The 19,450-nt window shown below is 67.2% G+C and carries 15 protein-coding genes; 4 read left to right on the top strand and 11 right to left on the bottom strand.

The annotated features are described in order from the left end of the window. Positions 1-90: 90 nt before the first annotated feature. Positions 91-552, top strand: coding sequence for an EVE domain-containing protein (locus N0B71_RS09995; protein ID WP_259758662.1), 462 nt, complete (start codon positions 91-93; stop codon positions 550-552). Positions 553-596: 44 nt separating this feature from the next. Next, entirely contained in the window at positions 597-2,456 is a 1,860-nt protein-coding gene (locus N0B71_RS09990) for a sensor domain-containing diguanylate cyclase (protein WP_259758660.1), read from the top strand. Positions 2,457-2,718: 262 nt separating this feature from the next. Here the strand turns inward: N0B71_RS09990 and N0B71_RS09985 are convergent, their stop codons facing one another. The 4 genes from N0B71_RS09985 to N0B71_RS09970 all read right to left on the bottom strand — a co-directional run bounded on the left by N0B71_RS09985 (position 2,719) and on the right by N0B71_RS09970 (position 8,239). Further along, positions 2,719-3,843, bottom strand: coding sequence for an ABC transporter permease (locus N0B71_RS09985; protein WP_259758658.1), 1,125 nt, complete (start codon positions 3,841-3,843; stop codon positions 2,719-2,721). 1 nt (position 3,844) lies between these two features. Then, on the bottom strand, positions 3,845-6,580 hold the full coding sequence (gene rbbA / locus N0B71_RS09980; protein ID WP_259758656.1) for a ribosome-associated ATPase/putative transporter RbbA: 2,736 nt from the start codon (positions 6,578-6,580) through the stop codon (positions 3,845-3,847). Then, positions 6,577-7,650, bottom strand: coding sequence for an HlyD family secretion protein (locus N0B71_RS09975; RefSeq protein WP_259758654.1), 1,074 nt, complete (start codon positions 7,648-7,650; stop codon positions 6,577-6,579). The genes rbbA and N0B71_RS09975 overlap by 4 nt, the downstream gene beginning before the upstream one ends. A 226-nt stretch (positions 7,651-7,876) precedes the next feature. After that, complete coding sequence (locus tag N0B71_RS09970) at positions 7,877-8,239, bottom strand: flagellar basal body-associated protein FliL (RefSeq protein WP_259759521.1); 363 nt, start codon at positions 8,237-8,239, stop codon at positions 7,877-7,879. Positions 8,240-8,452: 213 nt separating this feature from the next. Here N0B71_RS09970 and N0B71_RS09965 point away from each other — a divergent pair, with 213 nt between their 5' ends. Further along, positions 8,453-9,430 carry an NADPH:quinone oxidoreductase family protein gene (locus tag N0B71_RS09965; protein WP_259758652.1) on the top strand — a complete coding sequence of 326 codons (978 nt, stop codon included), beginning with the start codon at positions 8,453-8,455 and terminating at the stop codon, positions 9,428-9,430. Positions 9,431-9,700: 270 nt separating this feature from the next. Here N0B71_RS09965 and N0B71_RS09960 read toward each other — a convergent pair whose 3' ends face one another. From N0B71_RS09960 to N0B71_RS09930, 7 genes are all read right to left on the bottom strand, one after another. Next, positions 9,701-11,224 carry a malonate--CoA ligase gene (locus tag N0B71_RS09960; protein WP_259758650.1) on the bottom strand — a complete coding sequence of 508 codons (1,524 nt, stop codon included), beginning with the start codon at positions 11,222-11,224 and terminating at the stop codon, positions 9,701-9,703. Between the two features lie 9 nt (positions 11,225-11,233). Then, positions 11,234-12,553, bottom strand: coding sequence for a malonyl-CoA decarboxylase (locus N0B71_RS09955; RefSeq protein WP_259758648.1), 1,320 nt, complete (start codon positions 12,551-12,553; stop codon positions 11,234-11,236). 29 nt (positions 12,554-12,582) lie between these two features. Next, positions 12,583-14,043 carry an amidase gene (locus tag N0B71_RS09950; protein ID WP_259759520.1) on the bottom strand — a complete coding sequence of 487 codons (1,461 nt, stop codon included), beginning with the start codon at positions 14,041-14,043 and terminating at the stop codon, positions 12,583-12,585. 174 nt (positions 14,044-14,217) lie between these two features. After that, on the bottom strand, positions 14,218-15,213 hold the full coding sequence (locus N0B71_RS09945; RefSeq protein WP_442964676.1) for an ABC transporter substrate-binding protein: 996 nt from the start codon (positions 15,211-15,213) through the stop codon (positions 14,218-14,220). 152 nt (positions 15,214-15,365) lie between these two features. Beyond that, positions 15,366-16,172, bottom strand: a complete 807-nt coding sequence (locus N0B71_RS09940) for an ABC transporter permease (RefSeq protein WP_259758645.1) — start codon at positions 16,170-16,172, stop codon at positions 15,366-15,368. Further along, positions 16,172-17,098: an ABC transporter permease gene (locus tag N0B71_RS09935; protein ID WP_259758644.1), complete on the bottom strand. Its 927-nt coding sequence runs from the start codon at positions 17,096-17,098 to the stop codon at positions 16,172-16,174. The genes N0B71_RS09940 and N0B71_RS09935 overlap by 1 nt, the downstream gene beginning before the upstream one ends. A gap of 12 nt (positions 17,099-17,110) precedes the next feature. Further along, positions 17,111-18,229, bottom strand: coding sequence for an ABC transporter ATP-binding protein (locus N0B71_RS09930; RefSeq protein ID WP_259758643.1), 1,119 nt, complete (start codon positions 18,227-18,229; stop codon positions 17,111-17,113). A gap of 232 nt (positions 18,230-18,461) precedes the next feature. Between N0B71_RS09930 and N0B71_RS09925 the strand changes: the two genes are divergently transcribed. Further along, entirely contained in the window at positions 18,462-19,367 is a 906-nt protein-coding gene (locus N0B71_RS09925) for a LysR substrate-binding domain-containing protein (RefSeq protein WP_259758642.1), read from the top strand. Positions 19,368-19,450 lie beyond the last annotated feature (83 nt).

Raw genomic sequence — 19,450 nt, 5'->3', positions numbered from 1 at the left:
TTGTTTCCGGCGAGCCGACAGCTTGTCGCAGGGAAACGCCTACCCTTATGGAAAAATCATCACCCGCCACGCACAAGGAGACCCTCGCGGATGGCACGCGCTTACTGGCTGATGAAATCTGAGCCCGATGAACTCTCGATCCACGACCTGCAGCGCCTGAAGACCGCGCGCTGGGACGGCGTGCGCAATTACCAGGCGCGCAACTTCCTGCGCAGCATGCAGCCGGGCGACCTGTTCTTCTTCTATCACTCCAGCTGTCCGGAGCCGGGTATCGCCGGGATTGCGCAGATCGAGGGCGAGCCTTATGCCGACCCGACCGCGCTGGACCCTGCAAGCCACTACCACGACCCCAAGGCCCGTGACGACAAGAATCCCTGGACGGCCCGCGACGTGAGCTTCGTCGAGGCCTTCCGTTCGGTGCTGCCCCTGGGCACATTGAAAGCCCAGGCAGGGCTGGAAGAAATGCCGCTTGTGCAGAAGGGCAGCCGCCTGTCGGTGATGCCGGTGACCGCCGAACAGTGGGCGATCGTCGTCAGCCTGGCGCACAAGTAGAGGCATTGTGCTATTAGGTTACTGAAGCCCCCGGAATTCGCCGTATGCACCGCCTCCAGTCCTCATTCGCTACCTACCTCGGGCTTGGCGGTCTGCTGTGCGTGCTCCTGCTCGCCAGCGCCTGGCTCGGCGAGGAGCTGGCCAGCAACGAACGGCAGCGCGTACAGGAGCGCCTGACCTACCAGGGCCGCAGCCTGGCGCACCAGCTGGAAGCCAATCTGCACGAACAGGTCCAGGGGCTGGATCTGCTCGCCCAGTTGTGGACCCACCACGGCCGCATGCCCCGTCCCGAGTGGGAACTGGACGCGCGCTTCTACGTGCGCAGCTTCCCCGGCTACCAGTCGATCCAGTGGGCCGATCCCGATCTGCGCATCCGCTGGCTGGAGCCGCTGCAGGGCAACGAGGCGGCGCTGAACTTCCACCTCACCGAGCAGCACCCCAACTACGCCACCGCCATGGCCGCTCGCGACAGCGGCACGGCACGCCTGAGCGACAGCGTGGAACTGCTGCAGGGCGGGCGCGGTTTCGTGCTCTACACCCCGGTCTACGTGCGCGACAGCGGCAACCAGCTGCGCTTCGACGGCTTCATGCAGGGGGTCTTCCGCGTCGGCCCGCTGATGGACAACCTGCTCAAACAGGCCGACAACCACCTGTTCAGCGTGCGCCTGCTGGAGCACGGGCGGCCGCTCTATGTGCGCGACCAGCCCGACAGCGACGCCGACCAGCCGCTGCGCGTGCCGCTGCGCCTTCTCGACAACCGCAGCTTCGAGCTGGAGCTGCGCCCCACTGCGACGCTGGTGCAATCGCTGTCCACGCCCCTGCCGATGGTGGTGTTCAGCGGCGGCGTCGCGATCAGCCTGCTGCTGGTGGCGGCGCTGTTCCTCGCCCGCGAGAATGCGCGCCGCGCCACGGCGCTGAGCGCCAGCAACCAGCTGCTCAACCAGGAAGCGCAGCAGCGGCAGTCCGTCGAGGCAAACCTGCGCGACAGCCGCGAGCGCCTGCAACTGGCGCTGGACCTCACGGACTCCAGCCGCGACGCGCTGTTCATCTTCGACCTGCAGCAGCGCGAGCTGCTGCACATGAACCGCGCCACGTACCACAGCCTGGGCTACAGCGCCGAGGACTTCCGCCACCTGCTGCGCGATGATCCGGAGCGGCTGATTCCCGGCTTCCACGCCTGGATCCAGCTGGTGCAGCAGGCGCACCGGCTGAACCTGTCGATGATCTTCCAGCGCGAGATGCAGCGCCGCGACGGCAGCCTGCAACCGGCGGAGATCAACACCCAGCTGATCCACCAGGGCGACCGCGACTACCTGATCGCCGTCGCCCGCGACAACAGCGAACGCCTGCTGCTGGAGGCGCAGCTGCACAAGCTGTCGCAGCAGGATGGCCTGACCGGGCTGTTCAACCGCCGCTACTTCGACCGCCAGCTGCAGAGCGAATGGCGCCGCCTGCGCCGGGCCGACGCACCGCTGGCGGTGCTGATGCTCGATGTCGACCACTTCAAGCGCTTCAACGACTGCCTCGGCCACCTGGCCGGCGACGACGCGCTGCGCCGCCTCGCCAGCTGCCTGCAGGAGTGCCTGCAGCGCGAGGGCGACGTGGCGTGTCGTTATGGCGGGGAGGAATTCGTCATCATCCTCACCGACACCGGCCTGGAGGGCGCCAGCCACGTGGCCGCGCGTATCCACCAGCGGGTGGCGGAGATGGGCATCGCGCATCCGGGCGGCGAACTGGGCCGGCTGACGGTGAGCATCGGCCTGGCCATCGCCACGCCGGGGCAGGACACCGAGCCGGACCAGTTGATCGCCCAGGCCGACCAGGCGCTGTACGCGGCCAAGCACAAGGGACGCAACCAGACCTGCGTGTGGCCGGCGGACATGGCCGAGCGCTCGTTTTCCTGATAGTCCGCGCGAGGGACTCCCTCACCCCAGCCCTCTCGCAGAGGGAGAGGGAGCCGTACGTGCCGGCTGAGGCCATGGTTTCATCCTGCGCCGACCAGTCCCCTCTCCCTTCAGGGAGAGGGTTAGGGAGAGGGCCGTCCCCTGTCACCGACGTTCAGACAAAGACAGTTGCTCCTACGCCAGAGGCGCAGTGCCTGGGCTGTAGGAGCGAGCTTGCTCGCGAACCCGCCTGATGCGGAAGCTGCCGGCGAGCCCGTGGCCGCTAGGCCATCTGCCCGATGGTCCGGCGGAAGCGCCACAAGGCGCCGAAGAAGAACGCCGCGCCGATGCCGACGATGGCGAGCAGTTGCGGCCAGACGATGGACAGGTCCGCACCCCGATAGAGGATCGCCTGGGCCAGGCTGACGAAGTGGGTGGTCGGCGCCGCCAGCATGATGTTCTGCACCAGCTCCGGCATGCTTTCACGCGGCGTGGTGCCGCCGGAGAGGATCTGCAGCGGCATCAGCGTGAGGATGACCAGCAGCCCCAGCTGCGGCATCGAACGCGCCACGGTGCCGAGGAAGATGCCCATCGACGTGGTGGCGAACAGGTGCAGCGCCGCGCCCAGCAGGAACAGTCCCACCGAGCCGCTGATCGGCACGTCCAGCCAGCCGCGCACCACCAGTTGCAGCGAGACCGCCGCCGCCACCAGCACCACCGTGCCCATGGACCAGACCTTGGCCATCATGATCTCGAAGGCCGTCAGCGGCATCACCAGCAGGTGCTCCACCGTGCCGTGCTCGCGCTCGCGGATTAGCGCCGCGCCGGTGAGGATGATCGACAGCATGGTGATCTGGTTGATCACCTCCATCACCGCGCCGAACCAGGCCTGGGTCAGGTTCGGGTTGAACTCCATGCGCACCGCCAGCTCGGCCGGCATCGCCGGCTCGGCGCGGTAACGGCTGACGAACTCGCGCACCTCGGTGCCGACGATGTTCTGGATGTAGCCGGCACCGGAGAAGGCCTGGCCGGTCTGCGTCGCATCGACGTTGACCTGGATCGCCGGCTGCCGCCCGGCCAGCACGTCGCGCTGGAAGTCCGGCGGGATGTCCAGGGTGAAGGTGTACAGACCGACGTCCATGCCGCGGTCCATCTGCGCGTGGCCGATCATTTCCGGCACCCGGAAATACGGTGGCTGGAAGGCATTGACGATGCGCGAGGAGAGCTGCGACTGGTCCTCGTCGACGATGGCGATGGGCGCGTGGTGCAGGGTCTCCGGCACGCCGGTGGCCGAGCTGTAGACGCCCAGGGTGAAGGCCCAGGCGATCAGGATCAGCATCGCGTAGTCGCGGCCCAGGCTGCGGAACTCCTTGATGCCGAGGTTGAAGATGTTCGCCAGCGTGTTCATCTCAGACCTCCTGCTTCTTCAGGCACGCCACGCTGAGCAGCGTCAGCACCACCACCATGGCGGCCAGCGGCAGGTAGTAGACCCACAGGTCGGCGAACCCCAGCGCCTTCGAGAAGGCCCCGCGGCTGATGATCAGGAAGTGCGAGGTCGGGTAGAGCTGGCCGATCACCGCCGCCGCGCCCTCCAGCGAGGACACCGGGTGGATCAGCCCGGAGAACTGGATGGCCGGGATCATGGTGGCGATGGCGGTGCCGAACACCGCGGCGATCTGGCTCTTCATGAAGGTCGACAGCAGCAGCCCCAGCCCGGTGCTGGTCACCACATAGAGCAGCGCGCCGACCAGCAGCGCCAGGAAGCTGCCCTTGAGCGGCACCTGGAACAGCAGCACGGCCATGGCCAGCATCAGCACGAAGTTGATCATGCCCATGCCGATGTACGGCAGCTGCTTGCCGAGCAGAAACTCCAGGCGCGTGACCGGCGTGACGTAGAGGTTGGTGATCGAGCCCAGCTCCTTCTCGCGCACCACGCCCAGGGCGGTAAGCATCGCCGGGATCATGATCAGCAGCAGCGGGATCACCGCCGGCACCATGGCCTTGAGGCTCTCCACGTCCGGGTTGTAGCGGAAGCGCACCTCGGTGCTCGCCGCCGCGCTGGCGGCGCTGCTGCCACTCTGCCGCGCGAGGTCGGCCAGGTAGCTGGCGTGCAGACCCTGCACGTAGCCGAGCACGGTGTTGGCGCGGGTCGGCATCGCGCCGTCGATCCACACGCCGACGGCCGGGTCGGCGCCGCGCTTGAGGTCGCGGCCGAAGTTCGGCGGGATCTCCACCGCCAGGCTGATGTCGCCGCTGCGCAGGCGCCGCTCCAGCTCTTCGGGGTTCTGGATCGGCGCCTTCTCGATGAAATAGCGCGAGCCGGCGATGTTCAGCGCATAGGCCTGGCTGGTGGTGGTCTGGTCGCGGTCGAGGACGGCGAAGGTGAGGTCCTCGACGTCCATGTTGATGCCGTAGCCCATGATGAACATCAGCAGCGCGGTGCCCACCAGCGCCAGGGTCAGGCGGATCGGGTCGCGGCGCAGCTCCATGGCCTCGCGGCGGGCGTAGCTGAACAGGCGCAGCCAGCTGAAGCGGTCGCTGCCCTGGTAGCGGCCGAGCTCGGCCGGCGTCTGCGCAGCAGGCGCGGCGTCGGGCACCGGCGCGCTGCCGGCGGCCTCTTCCAGGTAGGCGATGAAGGTGGCTTCCAGGGTCGGCAGGCCGCGCTTGTCCATGAGGCCCTGCGGGGTATCGCTGTCGAGCACCTTGCCGGCATGCATCAGCGAGATGCGGTCGCAGCGCTCGGCTTCGTTCATGAAGTGGGTGGAGATGAAGATGGTCACGCCGTCGTTGCGCGAGAGCTCCACCATCAGCTCCCAGAAGCCGTCGCGGGCCACCGGGTCGACGCCCGAGGTGGGCTCGTCGAGGATGAGGATTTCCGGCTTGTGGATCACCGCCACGGCCAGCGACAGACGCTGGCGAATGCCCAGCGGCAGGCTGTCGGGCAGCTCGTCCCGGACCTTGCCCAGGTCGAAGCGCTGGAGCATTTCCTCCACACGCGGGGCGATCTGCTCCTGCGGCAGGTGGAACAGCCTGGCGTGCAGTTCGAGGTTCTGCAGCACCGTCAGCTCGGCATACAGCGAGAAGGCCTGGGACATGTAGCCGACGCGCCGGCGGGTCGCCATGTCGTTGGCGTTCACTGGCTGGCCGAACAGTGCGCAGGTGCCTTCGCTGGCTGGCAGCAGGCCGGTGAGCATCTTCATGGTGGTGGACTTGCCGCAGCCGTTGGAGCCGAGGAAGCCGAAGATTTCCCCACGCTCGATGCGGAAGCTGACGTGGTCCACCGCGACGAAATCGCCGAAGCGGCAGGTCAGCCCTTCCGCCTCGATGGCGATCTGTGGCGCGCCATCGTTCTGCGGACGCGGCGGAATCACCAAGCGGTGGTGACCGGCGCGCTTGCTCTCGGGCAGCAGCGCGATGAAGGCCTCTTCGAGGTTCTGCGTACCGGTGTGCGCGCGCAGCTCGGCGGGCGTGCCGGTGGCGAGCACCTTGCCGTCGTCCATCGCCACCAGGTGGTCGAAGCGCTCGGCCTCCTCCATGTAGGCGGTGGCCACCAGCACGCTCATGCCTTCGCGGCCGGCACGGATGCGTGCGATCAGCTCCCAGAACTGGTTGCGCGACAGCGGGTCGACGCCGGTGGTGGGTTCGTCGAGGATCAGCAGGTCGGGGTCGTGGATCAGCGCGCAGCACAGCCCGAGCTTCTGCTTCATGCCGCCGGAAAGCTTGCCCGCCGGGCGGTCGGCGAAGGGCGCAAGGCCGGTGCTGTGCAGCAGGTCGGCGATGCGCCGCTCGCGCTCGGCCTTGTCGTGGCCGAACAGGCGGCCGAAGAAGTCGACGTTCTCGAACACCGAGAGCGTCGGGTAGAGGTTCTTGCCCAGGCCCTGGGGCATGTAGGCGATGCGAGGGCATACCGCGCGGCGGTGGCGCGCATCGCGCATGTCGCCGCCGAGCACCTGGATGTCGCCCTCCTGCATCTTCCGCGCGCCCGCCAGCAGCGCCAGCAGGCTGGACTTGCCGACGCCGTCCGGGCCGATCAGGCCGACCATGCGGTTGGCCGGGATCTCCAGGCTGACGTCATCCACTGCGCGGGTCTGCCCATAGCGCAGCGAGACGCCAGCCAGACGGGCCACGCAGTCGGCGGCGTTCATTGCGGGACCTTGATCTGCAGAGCGGCCGGCCATTCAACCTGCGGGTCGAGGCGCAGGTAGGCCATGCCCGGCACGCCGGTCTTCACGTAGGTGATGTATTTCTCAAGCAGACCGGGATCGAGGCGCGCCTTGACGCGGAACATCAGCTTCTCGCGTTCGTTGGCGGTCTCCACGGTCTTGGGGGTGAACTGCGCGACGCTGGCGACATAGGACACCTTGGCCGGGATTACGTATTCGGGCACCGCGTCGATGACCAGGCGCACCTCCTGGCCCAGCTCGACCTTGCCCGCCTGACCCGAAGGCAGGAAGAAGGTCATGTAGACGTCGGCCAGGTCGACCATGTTGAGCAGCTTGCCGCCGGCCGCCAGGACTTCGCCCGGCTGCGCCACGCGGTACTGCACGCGGCCGTTGCGCGGCGCCTTGAGCAGGCTATCGTCGATATCCGCCTGCAGGCGCACGGTGCTGGCGGTGGCGGCCTCGATGGCCGACTGCGCCTCGACGACCTGGGAGCGCGCGGCGGCAATCCCGGCCTGCGCCGACACCACCTGGGAACGCGCGGCGGCCAGCGCCGCCTGGGCGCTTTGCATCACCGCACGGTCGTCATCCAGTTGCTGCTGCGGCAGGGCGTTGCGCTTGACCAGTTGCTCGGTGCGGGTGAAGCGCTTCTGCGCGGCGGTCAGTTCCGCCTGACGTTGCGCGACCACGGCCTCGGCGGTGGACTTCTCGCTGCTGCGCTGGGCCACCAGGGATTCGGCGGTGAGCTGGGCGTTCTGCGCCCGCCGCACTTCCGCCTGGGCCTGGGCCAGCTGGGCCTGGAGCACCTGGGTGTCCATCTTCGCCACCACTTCGCCGGCTTTCACGAAGTCGCCTTCGTCCACCAGGATTTCCGCGACGCGGCCGGGCAGCTTGGTGGCCACGTCGACCTCGGTGGCTTCGATGCGCCCATTGCCGCTGGCGAAACCGTCAGGGAGCCCGTTGGGCTTGAACGTCTGCCAGGCCAGCGCGGCGAGCACGGCCAGCGCCAGTACCGCCAGACCGCGGTTGCGCCAGCTTTTTGCGTTTCCGGTCATCCGATTTCCCTCGTCCAGGCGCTCGAATTCGAGCGGATCATGCAGGGATGTTCGGCGAGCCGTGGCGATTGGGGTTTGATACAAGTCAGGCGCGACGAGGAAAATTCCGATGCGCCTTGCTGGGCGGGGCTTTCAGACCGGCATCGCGGCAAGCAGCCGCAGCCGGTCGACGCGGTCGCCTGATGAGCGTAGATGAATCACGCTCATGCAGGCGAGCCAGGAAGGGTCAGGGCTGGACGATCAGGTTGTTGAACAGCAGGTCATCCACCAACGGCTTGCCCTCTTCCTGCTGGAGCACCGTCTGCACCTGCTTGAGGGCTTCCTGGCGCAGCTTCTCCTTGCCCTCGACGCTGCCGAGGGAATCGTCGGTCTGCTGGGCAAAGAGCATCACCAGTTGGTTGCGGATCAGCGGCTCGTGGTGCTCGACCTTCTCGGACGCTTCCTTGCCGGTGACCTTCAGCGCGATGTCGGCCTTGAAGTACTTCAGCCGCGGGCCGCTGCCGTAGTTGCCCACCAGCGCCGGGGTGAGGTCGATGAACACGGGCTTGTTGGCGTCTTCGGCCTTGCCCTCTTCGGACTCGGAAGCCATGACGAAGGGGCTGAAGGAAAGGACTAGCAACAGGGCGAGGAAAGCTCTCAAGGCGATGTCTCCGGATTCGATGGGCAAAGGATAGCCACACTCGCGCCGCCGCCCAAGCTATATCGGGGCATAAGCCCAGGCCATGGTGATTTGCCCCCTGTGCCCGCGCTCCTACACTGGGCCACTCCTCCCAAAGAAGAACCGCCAACGGAGTCCGTCCTGATGAAAGCCGTGCTGTGCAAAGCCTTCGGCCCCGCCGAATCCCTGGTGCTGGAAGACATCGCCAGCCCCGAGCCGAAGAAGAACGAAGTCCTGCTGCAGGTGCACGCCGCCGGGGTGAACTTCCCCGACACCCTGATCATCGAGGGCAAGTACCAGTTCAAGCCGCCCTTCCCGTTCTCCCCGGGTGGCGAGGCCGCTGGCGTGGTCGGCGCCGTGGGCGAGAAAGTCAGCCATGTGAAGCCCGGCGACCGGGTGATGGCGCTGACCGGCTGGGGCAGCTTCGCCGAGGAAGTGGCGGTGCCCGGCTACAACGTGATGCCGATTCCCGACGGTATGGACTTCCCCAGCGCCGCCGCCTTCGGCATGACCTACGGCACCTCCATGCACGCCCTCAAGCAGCGCGCCAACCTGCAGCCGGGCGAGACCCTGCTGGTGCTCGGCGCCTCCGGCGGCGTGGGCCTGGCAGCCGTGGAAATCGGCAAGGCAATGGGCGCGAAGGTCATCGCCGCCGCCAGCAGCGAGGCCAAGCTGGAGGTCGCCAGGGCCGCCGGCGCCGACGTGCTGATCAACTACAGCGAAGGCAGCCTGAAGGACAAGCTCAAGGAAATCACCGGCGGCCAGGGCGTGGACGTGATCTACGACCCGGTGGGCGGCGACCTGTTCGAGGAAGCCTTCCGCTCCATCGCCTGGAACGGCCGCATGCTGGTGGTGGGTTTTGCCAGCGGCACCATTCCGGCCCTGCCGGCCAACCTCACCCTGCTCAAGGGCGCCTCGCTGGTCGGCGTGTTCTGGGGCTCCTTCGCCCAGCGCCAGCCGCAGGACAACGCGGCGAACTTCCAGCAGCTGTTCGCCTGGTTCGCCGAGGGCAAGATCAAGCCGCTGGTGTCGCAGACCTACCCGCTGGAAAAAGCCGCTGACGCGATCAATCACCTGGGCCAGCGCAAGGCGGTGGGCAAGGTGGTGGTGACGGTGCGTTAACGAGTTCGTGGGCGCGGATTTCATCCGCGTTTCGCGGAGAAGCTCCGCTCCTACGAAAGCCAAAAGCCCCGCGTGAGCGGGGCTTTTTCGTTACGGCGCAGACCTGTGGAAACGCGCCAGGCGCGCGATCGCGGGCATGGCCCGCTCCTACAATGAGATATCGGCGTTGGGCGGTTCGCGAGCAAGCGCGCTCCTACGAAGAGCGCTAAGGCGCCAGGCCTGACCTGTAGGAGCGAGCCATGCTCGCGAACCACCGACCAGCGCGGACTATCAGGTATACAGCCCCTTGAACTGCTCGCGCAGCACGTTCTTCTGCACCTTGCCCATCACGTTGCGCGGCAGCGCGTCGACCACCAGCACCCGCTTGGGCTGCTTGAAGCGCGCGAGCCTGCCGTCCAGCGCGGCGAGTACCTGCGCTTCGCTCGGCGCCTGGCCCTTGCCGGCCACCAGCACCGCCGTCACGCCCTCGCCAAAGTCCGGGTGCGGCACGCCGATCACCGCCGATTCGGCCACGCCCGGCAGGGTGTCGAGGATTTCCTCCAGCTCCTTGGGGTACACGTTGAAGCCGCCGCTGATGATCATGTCCTTGTTGCGCCCAACGATCTGCACGTAGCCACGCTCGTCGACGAAGCCGATGTCGCCGGTCATGAAGTAGCCGTCGGCGCGCAGTTCCTCGGCGGTCTTCTCCGGCATCCGCCAGTAGCCCTGGAACACGTTCGGCCCGCGCACTTCGATCATCCCCGGCTCGCCCTGGGGCAGCAGGGTCGGCTCGGCCCTGGCCGGGTCGGTGATGCGCAATTCGACGCCCGGCAACGGGAAGCCGACGGTGCCGGCGATGCGCTCGCCATCCAGCGGGTTGGAAGTGTTCATGCCGGTCTCGGTCATGCCGTAGCGCTCGAGGATGGCCATGCCGGTGCGTTCGGAGAACGCCTTGTGGGTCTCGGCGGTGAGCGGCGCGGAGCCGGAAATGAACAGGCGCATGTGCGCCACCGCCTCGCGGGTCAGGCCGGGTTGATCAAGCAGGCGGGTGTAGAAGGTCGGCACGCCCATCAGCAGGTTCACCTGGGGCAGCAGCTGGAGCATCTGCGCGGCGTCGAACTTGCTCAGGAAGAGCATCGAGCCGCCGGCCATCAGCAGGCTGTTGCAGGCCACGAACAGACCGTGGATGTGGAAGATCGGCAGCGCATGGAGCAGCCAGTCCTCGCTGGTGATCTGCCAGGCATCCACCAGCGCGCGGGCGTTGGAGACCAGGTTGCCGTGGCTGATCATCGCGCCCTTGGAGCGGCCGGTGGTGCCGGAGGTGTAGAGGATCGCGGCGAGGTCGCTGGAGGCACGCGGCACGTCGGCGAAGCGCCCTGGCTTGCCGTGCACGCGCTGCATCAGCGAGCCGTCGCCGGCATCGCCCAGAGTCTCCACGTGGGCGACGCCGCTGGCTTTCGCCAGGTCGCGGGCCTGGGCTTCGAAGGCCGGCGCGCAGACGAACAGCGAGGGCTCGGCGTCGTCGAGGAAGTAGCGCAGTTCGTCGCCGGTGTAGCCGCTGTTGAGCGGCAGGTAGACCGCGCCGACGCGCAGCACGGCGAGGTAGAGCATCACCGTCTCGGGGCTCTTGTCGACCTGCACGGCGACGCGGTCGCCCGGCTGCACGCCAAGCTCCACCAGCGCATGGGCGAACTGCGAGGTGCTGCGCAGCATGTCGGCGTAGCGGTAGCCGCCGCCGTCCGGAGTACGGATGAAGGGCTTGGACAGGTCGCTGGGCAGGTGTTTGCCGACTTCGGCGAAAAGGCTCTGGTTCATGGTGAGGTCCTAGCGTTTTGTTTTCGCCGACAGGGTGGCCAGCTTGCGTACCTCGGGTGAGGCGGTGACCGCGCCCTGGTTGGCGTAGGCTTCGTGGTTCTTTTCGATCTGGCGCAGTTCGTAGCGGTAATTGACCATCAGCCCGGCAGCCTGGCGCAGGCCGCTGGCGGAGAGGTCGCCGCGCCAGTTCAGGCGTTCCAGGCGGGCGCCGTTGCCCAGGTGGAAGCGCGCCACCGGGTCCAGCGGGAAACCCGCGCCGTTGCGCGCATGCAGGAAGTACTCGGCTGCCAGCGCGAGCATCGGCTGCTCCGTGCGCGGCGGCGGCGGGGCGTCAGGCTTGAGCGCCTTGAGCAGCTCGGCGGCGGCCGCACCCAGTTGCGGGTCGTCGCCCAGGCTGTCGAGCCAGCGACGGAAGCCGGGCACCGGCGACAGGGTGACGAACTGGCGCAGGCCGGGAATCTCCCGCGCCAGTTCCTCCACCACCTGCTTGATCAGGAAGTTGCCGAAGGAGATACCGCGCAGGCCGTCCTGGCAGTTGCTGATGGAGTAGAACACCGCGGTGTCCGGTTCCTCCGCCGGCTGGGCTTGCGCAGCGGGCTGCAGGATGTCCGCGATGGCGCCGGGCATGGCACGGGTCAGCGCCACCTCGACGAAGATCAGCGGCTCGTCGGCCAGGGCCGGATGGAAGAAGGCGAAGCAGCGGCGGTCGGCCGGCTGCAGGCGGCTGCGCAGGTCGTCCCAGTCCTTGATGGCGTGGACGGCCTCGTACTGGATGATCTTTTCCAGGATCGACGCAGGCGTCGACCAGTCGATGCGCCGCAGTACCAGGAAGCCGCGGTTGAACCAGGACGCCAGCAGGTGCTGCAGGTCGTGGTCCACGGCGGCCAGCTCCGGCCTGGCCTTGAGTTCCTGCAGCAGCCGGCGGCGCATGGCGATCAGCTCGGCGGTACCGCCGGGCGCCTGGTTGAGGCGGCGGAACAGTTCCTGGCGCGGCGGTTCGCTGGCCTGGAACAGCGCCGTGGTGTTGGCCGACGACGGATCGTCGAGGTAGCGCTGGCAGGCCTGCGCCAGTGCGTCATGGGGCGGTGCGAAGTCCGTCAGCAGGGTGTCGAAGAAGGCCTTCTGCTGCTCCAGCGGGCAGTCCCGGTAGGCGCACAGGACCTGCCGCGCCAAAGCCACGCCCGAGGCTTCGCCGTGGCTGGAAATCAGCTTGTGGCAGGCCTGCGCCAGCGCCTGGGCATTGCCCGGCGCCGGCTCGCGCGACTCCAGCAGTTGCCGGCCTCGCTCGCTGATGCTTTGCAGCAGTTCCTGGAAGAAGCTGATGTTCATGCGTCCCCCTCACGGTATGGATAACGGTATTACACCCGCGCCAGCATCGGCGGCGGGCAGCGCTGGTACCAGCGCGAAGCCTGCTCGTAGGCGTGGGCCAGTTGCAGCACGGCCATGTCGGCCTGGTGCCTGCCGATGATCTGCAGGCCCATGGGCAGGCCCTGCTCATTGAAGCCCACCGGCACGTTGGCCGCCGGGCATCCGGACAGGGTGGCCGGGATCACCACTTCCATCCAGCGGTGGTAGGTGTCCATGGTCTTGCCGGCAATTTCCTTCGGCCAGTCCCAGCTCTTGTCGAACGGGAACACCTGGGCGCTGGGCAGCAGCAGGTAGTCGTAGCGCTCGAACAGCCGGCTGATGGCGCGGTACCAGTCGCTGCGCGCGACGGAGGCGTGGAACACGTCCATGGCGGAGAGCTTCAGGCCGTTCTCCACTTCCCAGATGGCCTCGGGCTTGAGCAACTCGCGGCGGGCCGGGTCGTTGCAGGCGGCGCCGAGAGAGCCGGCGACCATCCAGTGGCGCAGGGTGCGCCAGGTGTCCCACAGGCGCTCGGGCGAGAAGCCCAGGGCTGCGTCTTCGATATGGCAGCCGATGGCTTCGAAGTCGGCGAAGGAACGCCGGCACAGCTCCAGCACGCCCTTCTCCATGGGCAGATAGCCGCCCAGGTCGCCGAGCCAGCCCAGGCGCGCGCCCTGGAAGTCTCGCTCCAGCGAACCGGCGAACTGCTCGCCGCTCTCGGCGATGGACAGCGGTGCACGGGCATCGCCGCCGGCCTGCACCGACAGCAGCAGCGCCACGTCGCGCACGCTGCGGCCCATGGGGCCTTCGTAGCCGAGCTGGTCGATGAACAGGTCGGCGCTGTCGTCGAAGGGCACACGGCCCTGGGACGGACGCATGCCGATAATGTTGTTGAAGGCCGCCGGGTTGCGCAGCGAGCCCATCATGTCGCTGCCGTCAGCCACCGGGACCATCTGCAGCGCCAGCGCCGCCGCCGCGCCACCACTGCTGCCGCCGGCGGTGCGCTCGGGCGCGTAGGCGCAGCCGGTGGCGCCGAAGATCGGGTTGTAGCTGTGGGAGCCGAGGCCGAATTCGGGGGTGTTGGTCTTGCCGATGATGATCGCGCCGGCCGCCTTGATGCGCTCGACCATGATGCCGTCGCGCTCGGGTACATAGTCGCGGAACAGCGGCGAGCCGAGGGTGGTGCGGATGCCCTGGGTCAGCGACAGGTCCTTCACCGCGTGGGGTAGGCCGTGCATCCAGCCGCGGTACTGCCCACGGGCCAGTTCGGCGTCGCGCTGGTCGGCTTCGGCCAGCAGCAGGTCGTCCGGTTGCTGGCTGACGATGGCGTTGACCGCCGGGTTGTAGCGCTCGATCTGCTCGAGGTGGGCCTGCATCACTTCACGGCAGGAAACGTCGCGCTGGCGGATGCGCTGGGCCAGCTCAAAGGCCTGGAGCTGGACGAGTTCGTTGTGCTGGTTCTTCTGGCTCATGGAACGAGGCCTTTTCATCAGGATTTCCCGCAAGGGGAAGGTTCAGTCGGGTTCAACGACCCCATCCGCGAACGGGGCTTATGGCGAATATCGCGTTTGCCGGGCCGAACGCTGCCAGCACGCCCACGCAGGTGGACGCGAGCAGCGTCGGTCGGCGGCGTTCCCGGTCCGGGATCAGCGCATCAGGTTGGTCCAGATGCGGTCGGCCAGGCGGATCGCGCCTTCGCCACAGGTCTTGCTGAACACCACCTTGGTGCCCTCGGGGATGTGCAGTTCCGGCGCATCCTTCAGGCTGGCATCGAGGAAGGGTTCAACACCCTTGATCGGGCTCTGGTGCTTGAGGAAGTTCTGGGTCATCGCCGAGTTTTCCGGCTGGCTGAGGAAGGCGATGAACTTCTTCGCATTCTCCGGGTGCTTGGCGCCGGCCGGGATCACCAGGTTGTCCACCCAGGCCATCACGCCCTCTTTCGGGTAGAGGTACTTCAGGCTGGGTTTCATCTCACGCGCACGCATCGACGAGCCGCCCCAGAACATCGACATGTCGACTTCACCCGAGGCCAGGTTCTCGCGGATCGAGCCGGCCTTGGAGCTGTAGGTCTTCACGAAGGGCTTCTGGTTCTTCAGCAGGGTCAGCACCTGTTGCATCTGCTTGGGGTCCTCGCTGCACAGCGGGATGCCCAGGTAGAGGCTGGCGGTGTCGATCACCTCGCTCGCCGAGTCGAACATGTTGATCCTGCCCTGCAGCTCCTTGGGCGGGGTGAACAGCACCGAGTAGCTGTCGGCCGGGCCGCTGTACCTGGCGCTGTCCAGCACCACGCTGGTGGTGCCCCAGATGAAGGGCACGGCGTAGGCGCCTTCCGTGTCCCAGGTGGGCTTCTTCAGGTTGTCCTCGACGTTGGCGTAGTACGGCTGGCTGGCCGGGTCGAAGCGCTCCAGCAGCTTCTCCTGGATCAGGATCGGCACGAACTGGTGCGAGGGAATCGCCACGTCATAGCCGGTGCCACCCTGCTTGAGCTTGGCCAGCAGCGTTTCGTTGGAGTCGTAGGAATCCACGGTCACCTTGATGCCGGTTTCCTTCTCGAACTTCTCCAGGATCTGCGGGGTGAAATAGCCACTCCAGCTCACCACGTTCAGTTGTTCGGCGGCGTGCACGTTGGCCACCAGCCCCATGGCCAGCGAGGCCCCTACAGCAGCGATCAGTTTGCTCATCTTCTACTCCGGTATGTGGGCGGAGAGTCCGCTCGATGACTGGCCGAGCGCAGCCCGGACGAGGCTGTTTCCAACGACGTATGGGCAAGCTCGGACAGGCACGGGGCGGGCTCTCAGGCTTTCTTCTTGCCAAGCAGGAAGGACAGGGTTACGAACAGCACGGAAACGCCGAGGATCAGGGTCGACACCGCGTTCACATCGGGCGTCACGCCCATGCGCAGCAGGCCGAAGATGAAGATCGGCAAGGTGGTGGTGCCGGCCTGGGAGACCATCATCGAGATCACGAAGTTATCCAGCGAGACGATGAAGGCCAGCATCAGCCCGGAGAAGATCCCCGGCATCAGCAGCGGCAGGGTCACCTTGCGGAAGGTCCGCCAGGGGCCGGCGTAGAGGTCGGCGGCGGCCTGCTCCAGGGACAGGTCCATGTCGTTGAGGCGGGCACGGATCGGCAGGTAGGCAAACGGGATGCAGAACACCGTGTGGGCGATGATCAGGTTGCCGTAGCCCAGCGACAGGCCGAGGGTGGAGAACAGCGCCAGGGTGGCGACGCCGACGACGATCTCGGGCAGCACCAGCGGCAGCATGATCGCCCCCATGGACAGCCGCAGGCCCTTGAACTTGGCGCCGCGCGAGGTGCCCAGCGCGGCCAGGGTGGCGATCACCGTGGCGATCACACTGGCGCACACGGCGATCAGCAGGCTGTTGCCGGCGGCCTGGCGCAGCGCCTGGTTGGCGAAGGCGCTGCGGTACCAGTCGAGGCTGAAGCCGGTCCACACGGTGGCGGACTGGTTGGCGTTGAACGACAGCACCACCAGCACCACGATGGGCGCATAGAGGTACAGGTAGAACAGGAAGCTCAGGACGCCGAAGCCACGGAAATCCTGCACACCCAAGCGGCGTTTAGTCAGCAGCGACAGCATCATTCACCTCCCCGGGCGATGCGCAGGCGCTCGGCGCGCATCGCGTAGAACATCAGCACCAGCATCACCGCGCCCATCAGCACCAGCGACAGCGCCGCGCCGAAGGGCCAGTTCCGCGAGTCGCTGAACTGCCGGAAGATCAGGTTGCCGAGCATCATCTTGGTGCCGCCGCCGAGCAGCTCGGGGGCGATCATCGCGCCCAGGCACGGCACGAAGGTGAGGATGGCGCCGGCCAGGATGCCCGGACGGGCGATCGGCAGGACCACCTTGCGCAGGGTGCGGATACGCCCGGCGTAGAGGTCCTGGGCGGCTTCGAGCAGGCGCATGTCCATCTTCTCGAGGGTGGCGTAGATCGGCAGCACGACGAAGGGCGCATAGGTGTAGACCAGGCCCAGCAGCACGGCGCCGTCGGTGTAGAGCAGGTTCAGCGGCTGGTGGATCAGCCCCAGGCTCATCAGCGTGCCGTTGACCACGCCGGTGCCGCGCAGCAGCAGGATCCAGGCGTAGGTACGGATCAGCAGGTTGGCCCAGAACGGCACGGTGATCAGGAAGATCAGCAGGCCGCGCCGGTGCGTCGGCTGCATCGCCAGCCACACCGCCACCGGGAAGCCCACCAGCAGGGTGATGACGGTGGTCGCCGCGGCGATGCCGATGGAGCGCAGCGCGATCATCACGTAGGAGTCGGCGAAGGCCAGGCTGTCGTCGAGCTGGCGCTCGAACAGCAGCGAGACGTAGGCGTCGATGCTGAAGTGCGGGTTCACCCCGCCATAGGGGTTGGCCTGCATCAGCGAGTAACCGACCACGATGAAGATCGGCACGATCAGGAACAGCCCGATGGAGACCAGCGCGGGCGATACGCCGAGGAAGCTGCGCAGCGCCTGGCGCCGCTCCAGCGAATGGCCGGCGGTTGTGGATAACCGATTCATGCTCACCTCCGCTCAGTCCACCAGGACGCTGGCGCTGCCTTTCTCGAACAGCAGCCCCGCGCGTTGCCCGGCCGCCAGGCGCCCACGCTGGCCGGCGCTGTTGGGCGCACGGACCGTCAGGCGGGTGCCGTCGGCGAGGCTGACCTGGTACTGCAAGTCGGTGCCCAGGTAGATCTGCGTGACGACGGTGCAGGGCGTGGCGGCCAGGGTGTCTTCGGCCACCAGCTGCAGGCGCTCGGGGCGGATCGACAGGGTGACCTCGGCGCCGACCTTCAGGCCTTCGCGGGCTGGGGCCTCGATCAGTTGGTCGCCGGGAATGCGGTACTGCGCGCCGTCGCCGATGAAGTTTTCCACCCGCGCGGGGAGGAAGTTGGTCTCGCCGATGAAGTCGGCGACGAAGCGGTTGCGCGGGTGCTCGTAGATGTCGTCCGGGCGGCCGACCTGCTGCACCTCGCCCTCGGAGAGCACGGCGATGCGGTCGGACATGGTCAGGGCTTCTTCCTGGTCATGGGTGACGAAGATGAAGGTGATGCCGGTCTTGGACTGGATCGCCTTGAGTTCTTCGCGCATGGCCTGGCGCAGCTTGAGGTCGAGCGCCGAGAGCGGCTCGTCGAGCAGCAGCACCTTGGGGTGCGGCGCCAGCGCGCGGGCCAGGGCGACGCGCTGCTGCTGGCCGCCGGAGAGCTGGGTCGGCTTACGCTGGGCGAAGCGTTCCATTTGCACCAGGGCGAGCATCTCGCGGACGCGCTCGGCGACCTGCGCCCGGCTCATGCGCTGGCCCATCGGGTGGGATTCCAGGCCAAAGGCGAGGTTCTCGGCAATGGTCATGTGCGGGAACAGGGCGTAGTGCTGGAACACGGTGTTCACCGGGCGCTCGAAGGGCGGCCGGTCGGCGATGTTCTCGCCATAGAGCTGGATTTCCCCCGCCGTGGGGAACTCGAAGCCGGCGATCATCCGCAGCAGGGTGGTCTTGCCGCAGCCGGAGGGGCCGAGCAGGGTGAAGAACTCGTTGTCGCGGATGTCCAGGTCGACGCATTTGAGCGCGACGGGACCGCTGGCCGGGTCGCCGTAGACCTTGCGCACGGAGCGGATCGAGACCGCCGCCGTCTGCAGGCTGTGCAGGGCATTCATGGTGAAACCTCCGCATCCTTCCCGTCCGCCGCACGCTGGCGGTCGGGGGATCTTGTAGTTGTTCTGGCAGGGCTGGAGTAAACGCTGGATGCAGCGCTGGCCGTGGGTCCGGCTCGATATTGTGGTGATGCTGCTGGAGCGGATATTCGAAGAAAGGTGGTTGAGCGAAAAGCTCAATTTTCTTACAGTCGATATTAAATAATTTAACAGCTGAAATCCCGAGGCTGAGCCCATGTCCATCCAGCGTCTTCCGCCGCTCAATGCCGTGCGCGCCTTCGAGGCCGCCGCCCGGCTGGGCAGCTATGTCGCCGCCTCGAAAGACCTGCATGTGACACAGCCGGCCATCGGCCGGCACGTCAAGCTGCTGGAAGACTGGCTGGGCGTGCAGCTGTTCGAGCGCACCCCGCGCGGGGTCAGCCTGACCCCGGCCGGGCAGCGTTACTACGCAAAGATATCCACAGCCCTGCAGCAGATCGCCGACGCCGGCTTCGAGCTGGCCCCCGGCGGCACCGCGCGCTGGCTGAAGATCCTGGTGGTGCCGGCCTTCGCCAAGCGCTGGCTGATGCCGCGCCTGGAGTCCCTGCGCCAACAGCGCCCCGGCTTGAAGGTCGCGGTGGAGCCCAACCCCACGTTCACCGAAGTAGACGGCAAAAGCGCCGATCTGGGGATTGTCTACGGGCTTCCCGGCGTCTATCCGCAATGCCACAGCACCCTGGTGCGGCCGGCGGTGTTCCCGGTGTGCTCGCCCGCCTATCTCGACGAGCACGGTCCGTTGGCCAGCGTGCACGAGCTGGCGCAGCACAAGCTGATCCACGTCGACGACGGCGAATGGTGGAACCTGTGGCTGTCCACCATCGGGCTGGACCTGCGGGTGAACTCCGACGTGCTCTACGTCAGCAACGACCACGCACTGTCGATGGCCGAGGCCGGCCACGGCATCGCGCTGGCCAACCTGGTGCTGGTGAAGCACCAGCTGGCCGCCGGCACGCTGGTGCGCCCGCTGCCGGAGGAAGTACCGCTGGAAAGCTACCAGCTGCTGCTACCGCCCGGCGCGGTCAGCGCCGACGTGGCCTGGTTCGAGGAATGGATCCGGGCGGCGTTGCAGGAGGAGTTTGCCACCGGATCACCGCGCGACTGAACCTGTAGGAGCGAGCTTGCTCGCGAACCCGGCCCCCGCTGCGGAGTTTGTTCGCGAGCAAGCTCGCTCCTACAACAGCCCCC

It is taken from the genome of Pseudomonas sp. GCEP-101, from assembly GCF_025133575.1.
GTDB lineage: Bacteria > Pseudomonadota > Gammaproteobacteria > Pseudomonadales > Pseudomonadaceae > Pseudomonas > Pseudomonas nitroreducens_B.
This window is presented reverse-complemented; position numbering and strand designations above follow the sequence as displayed.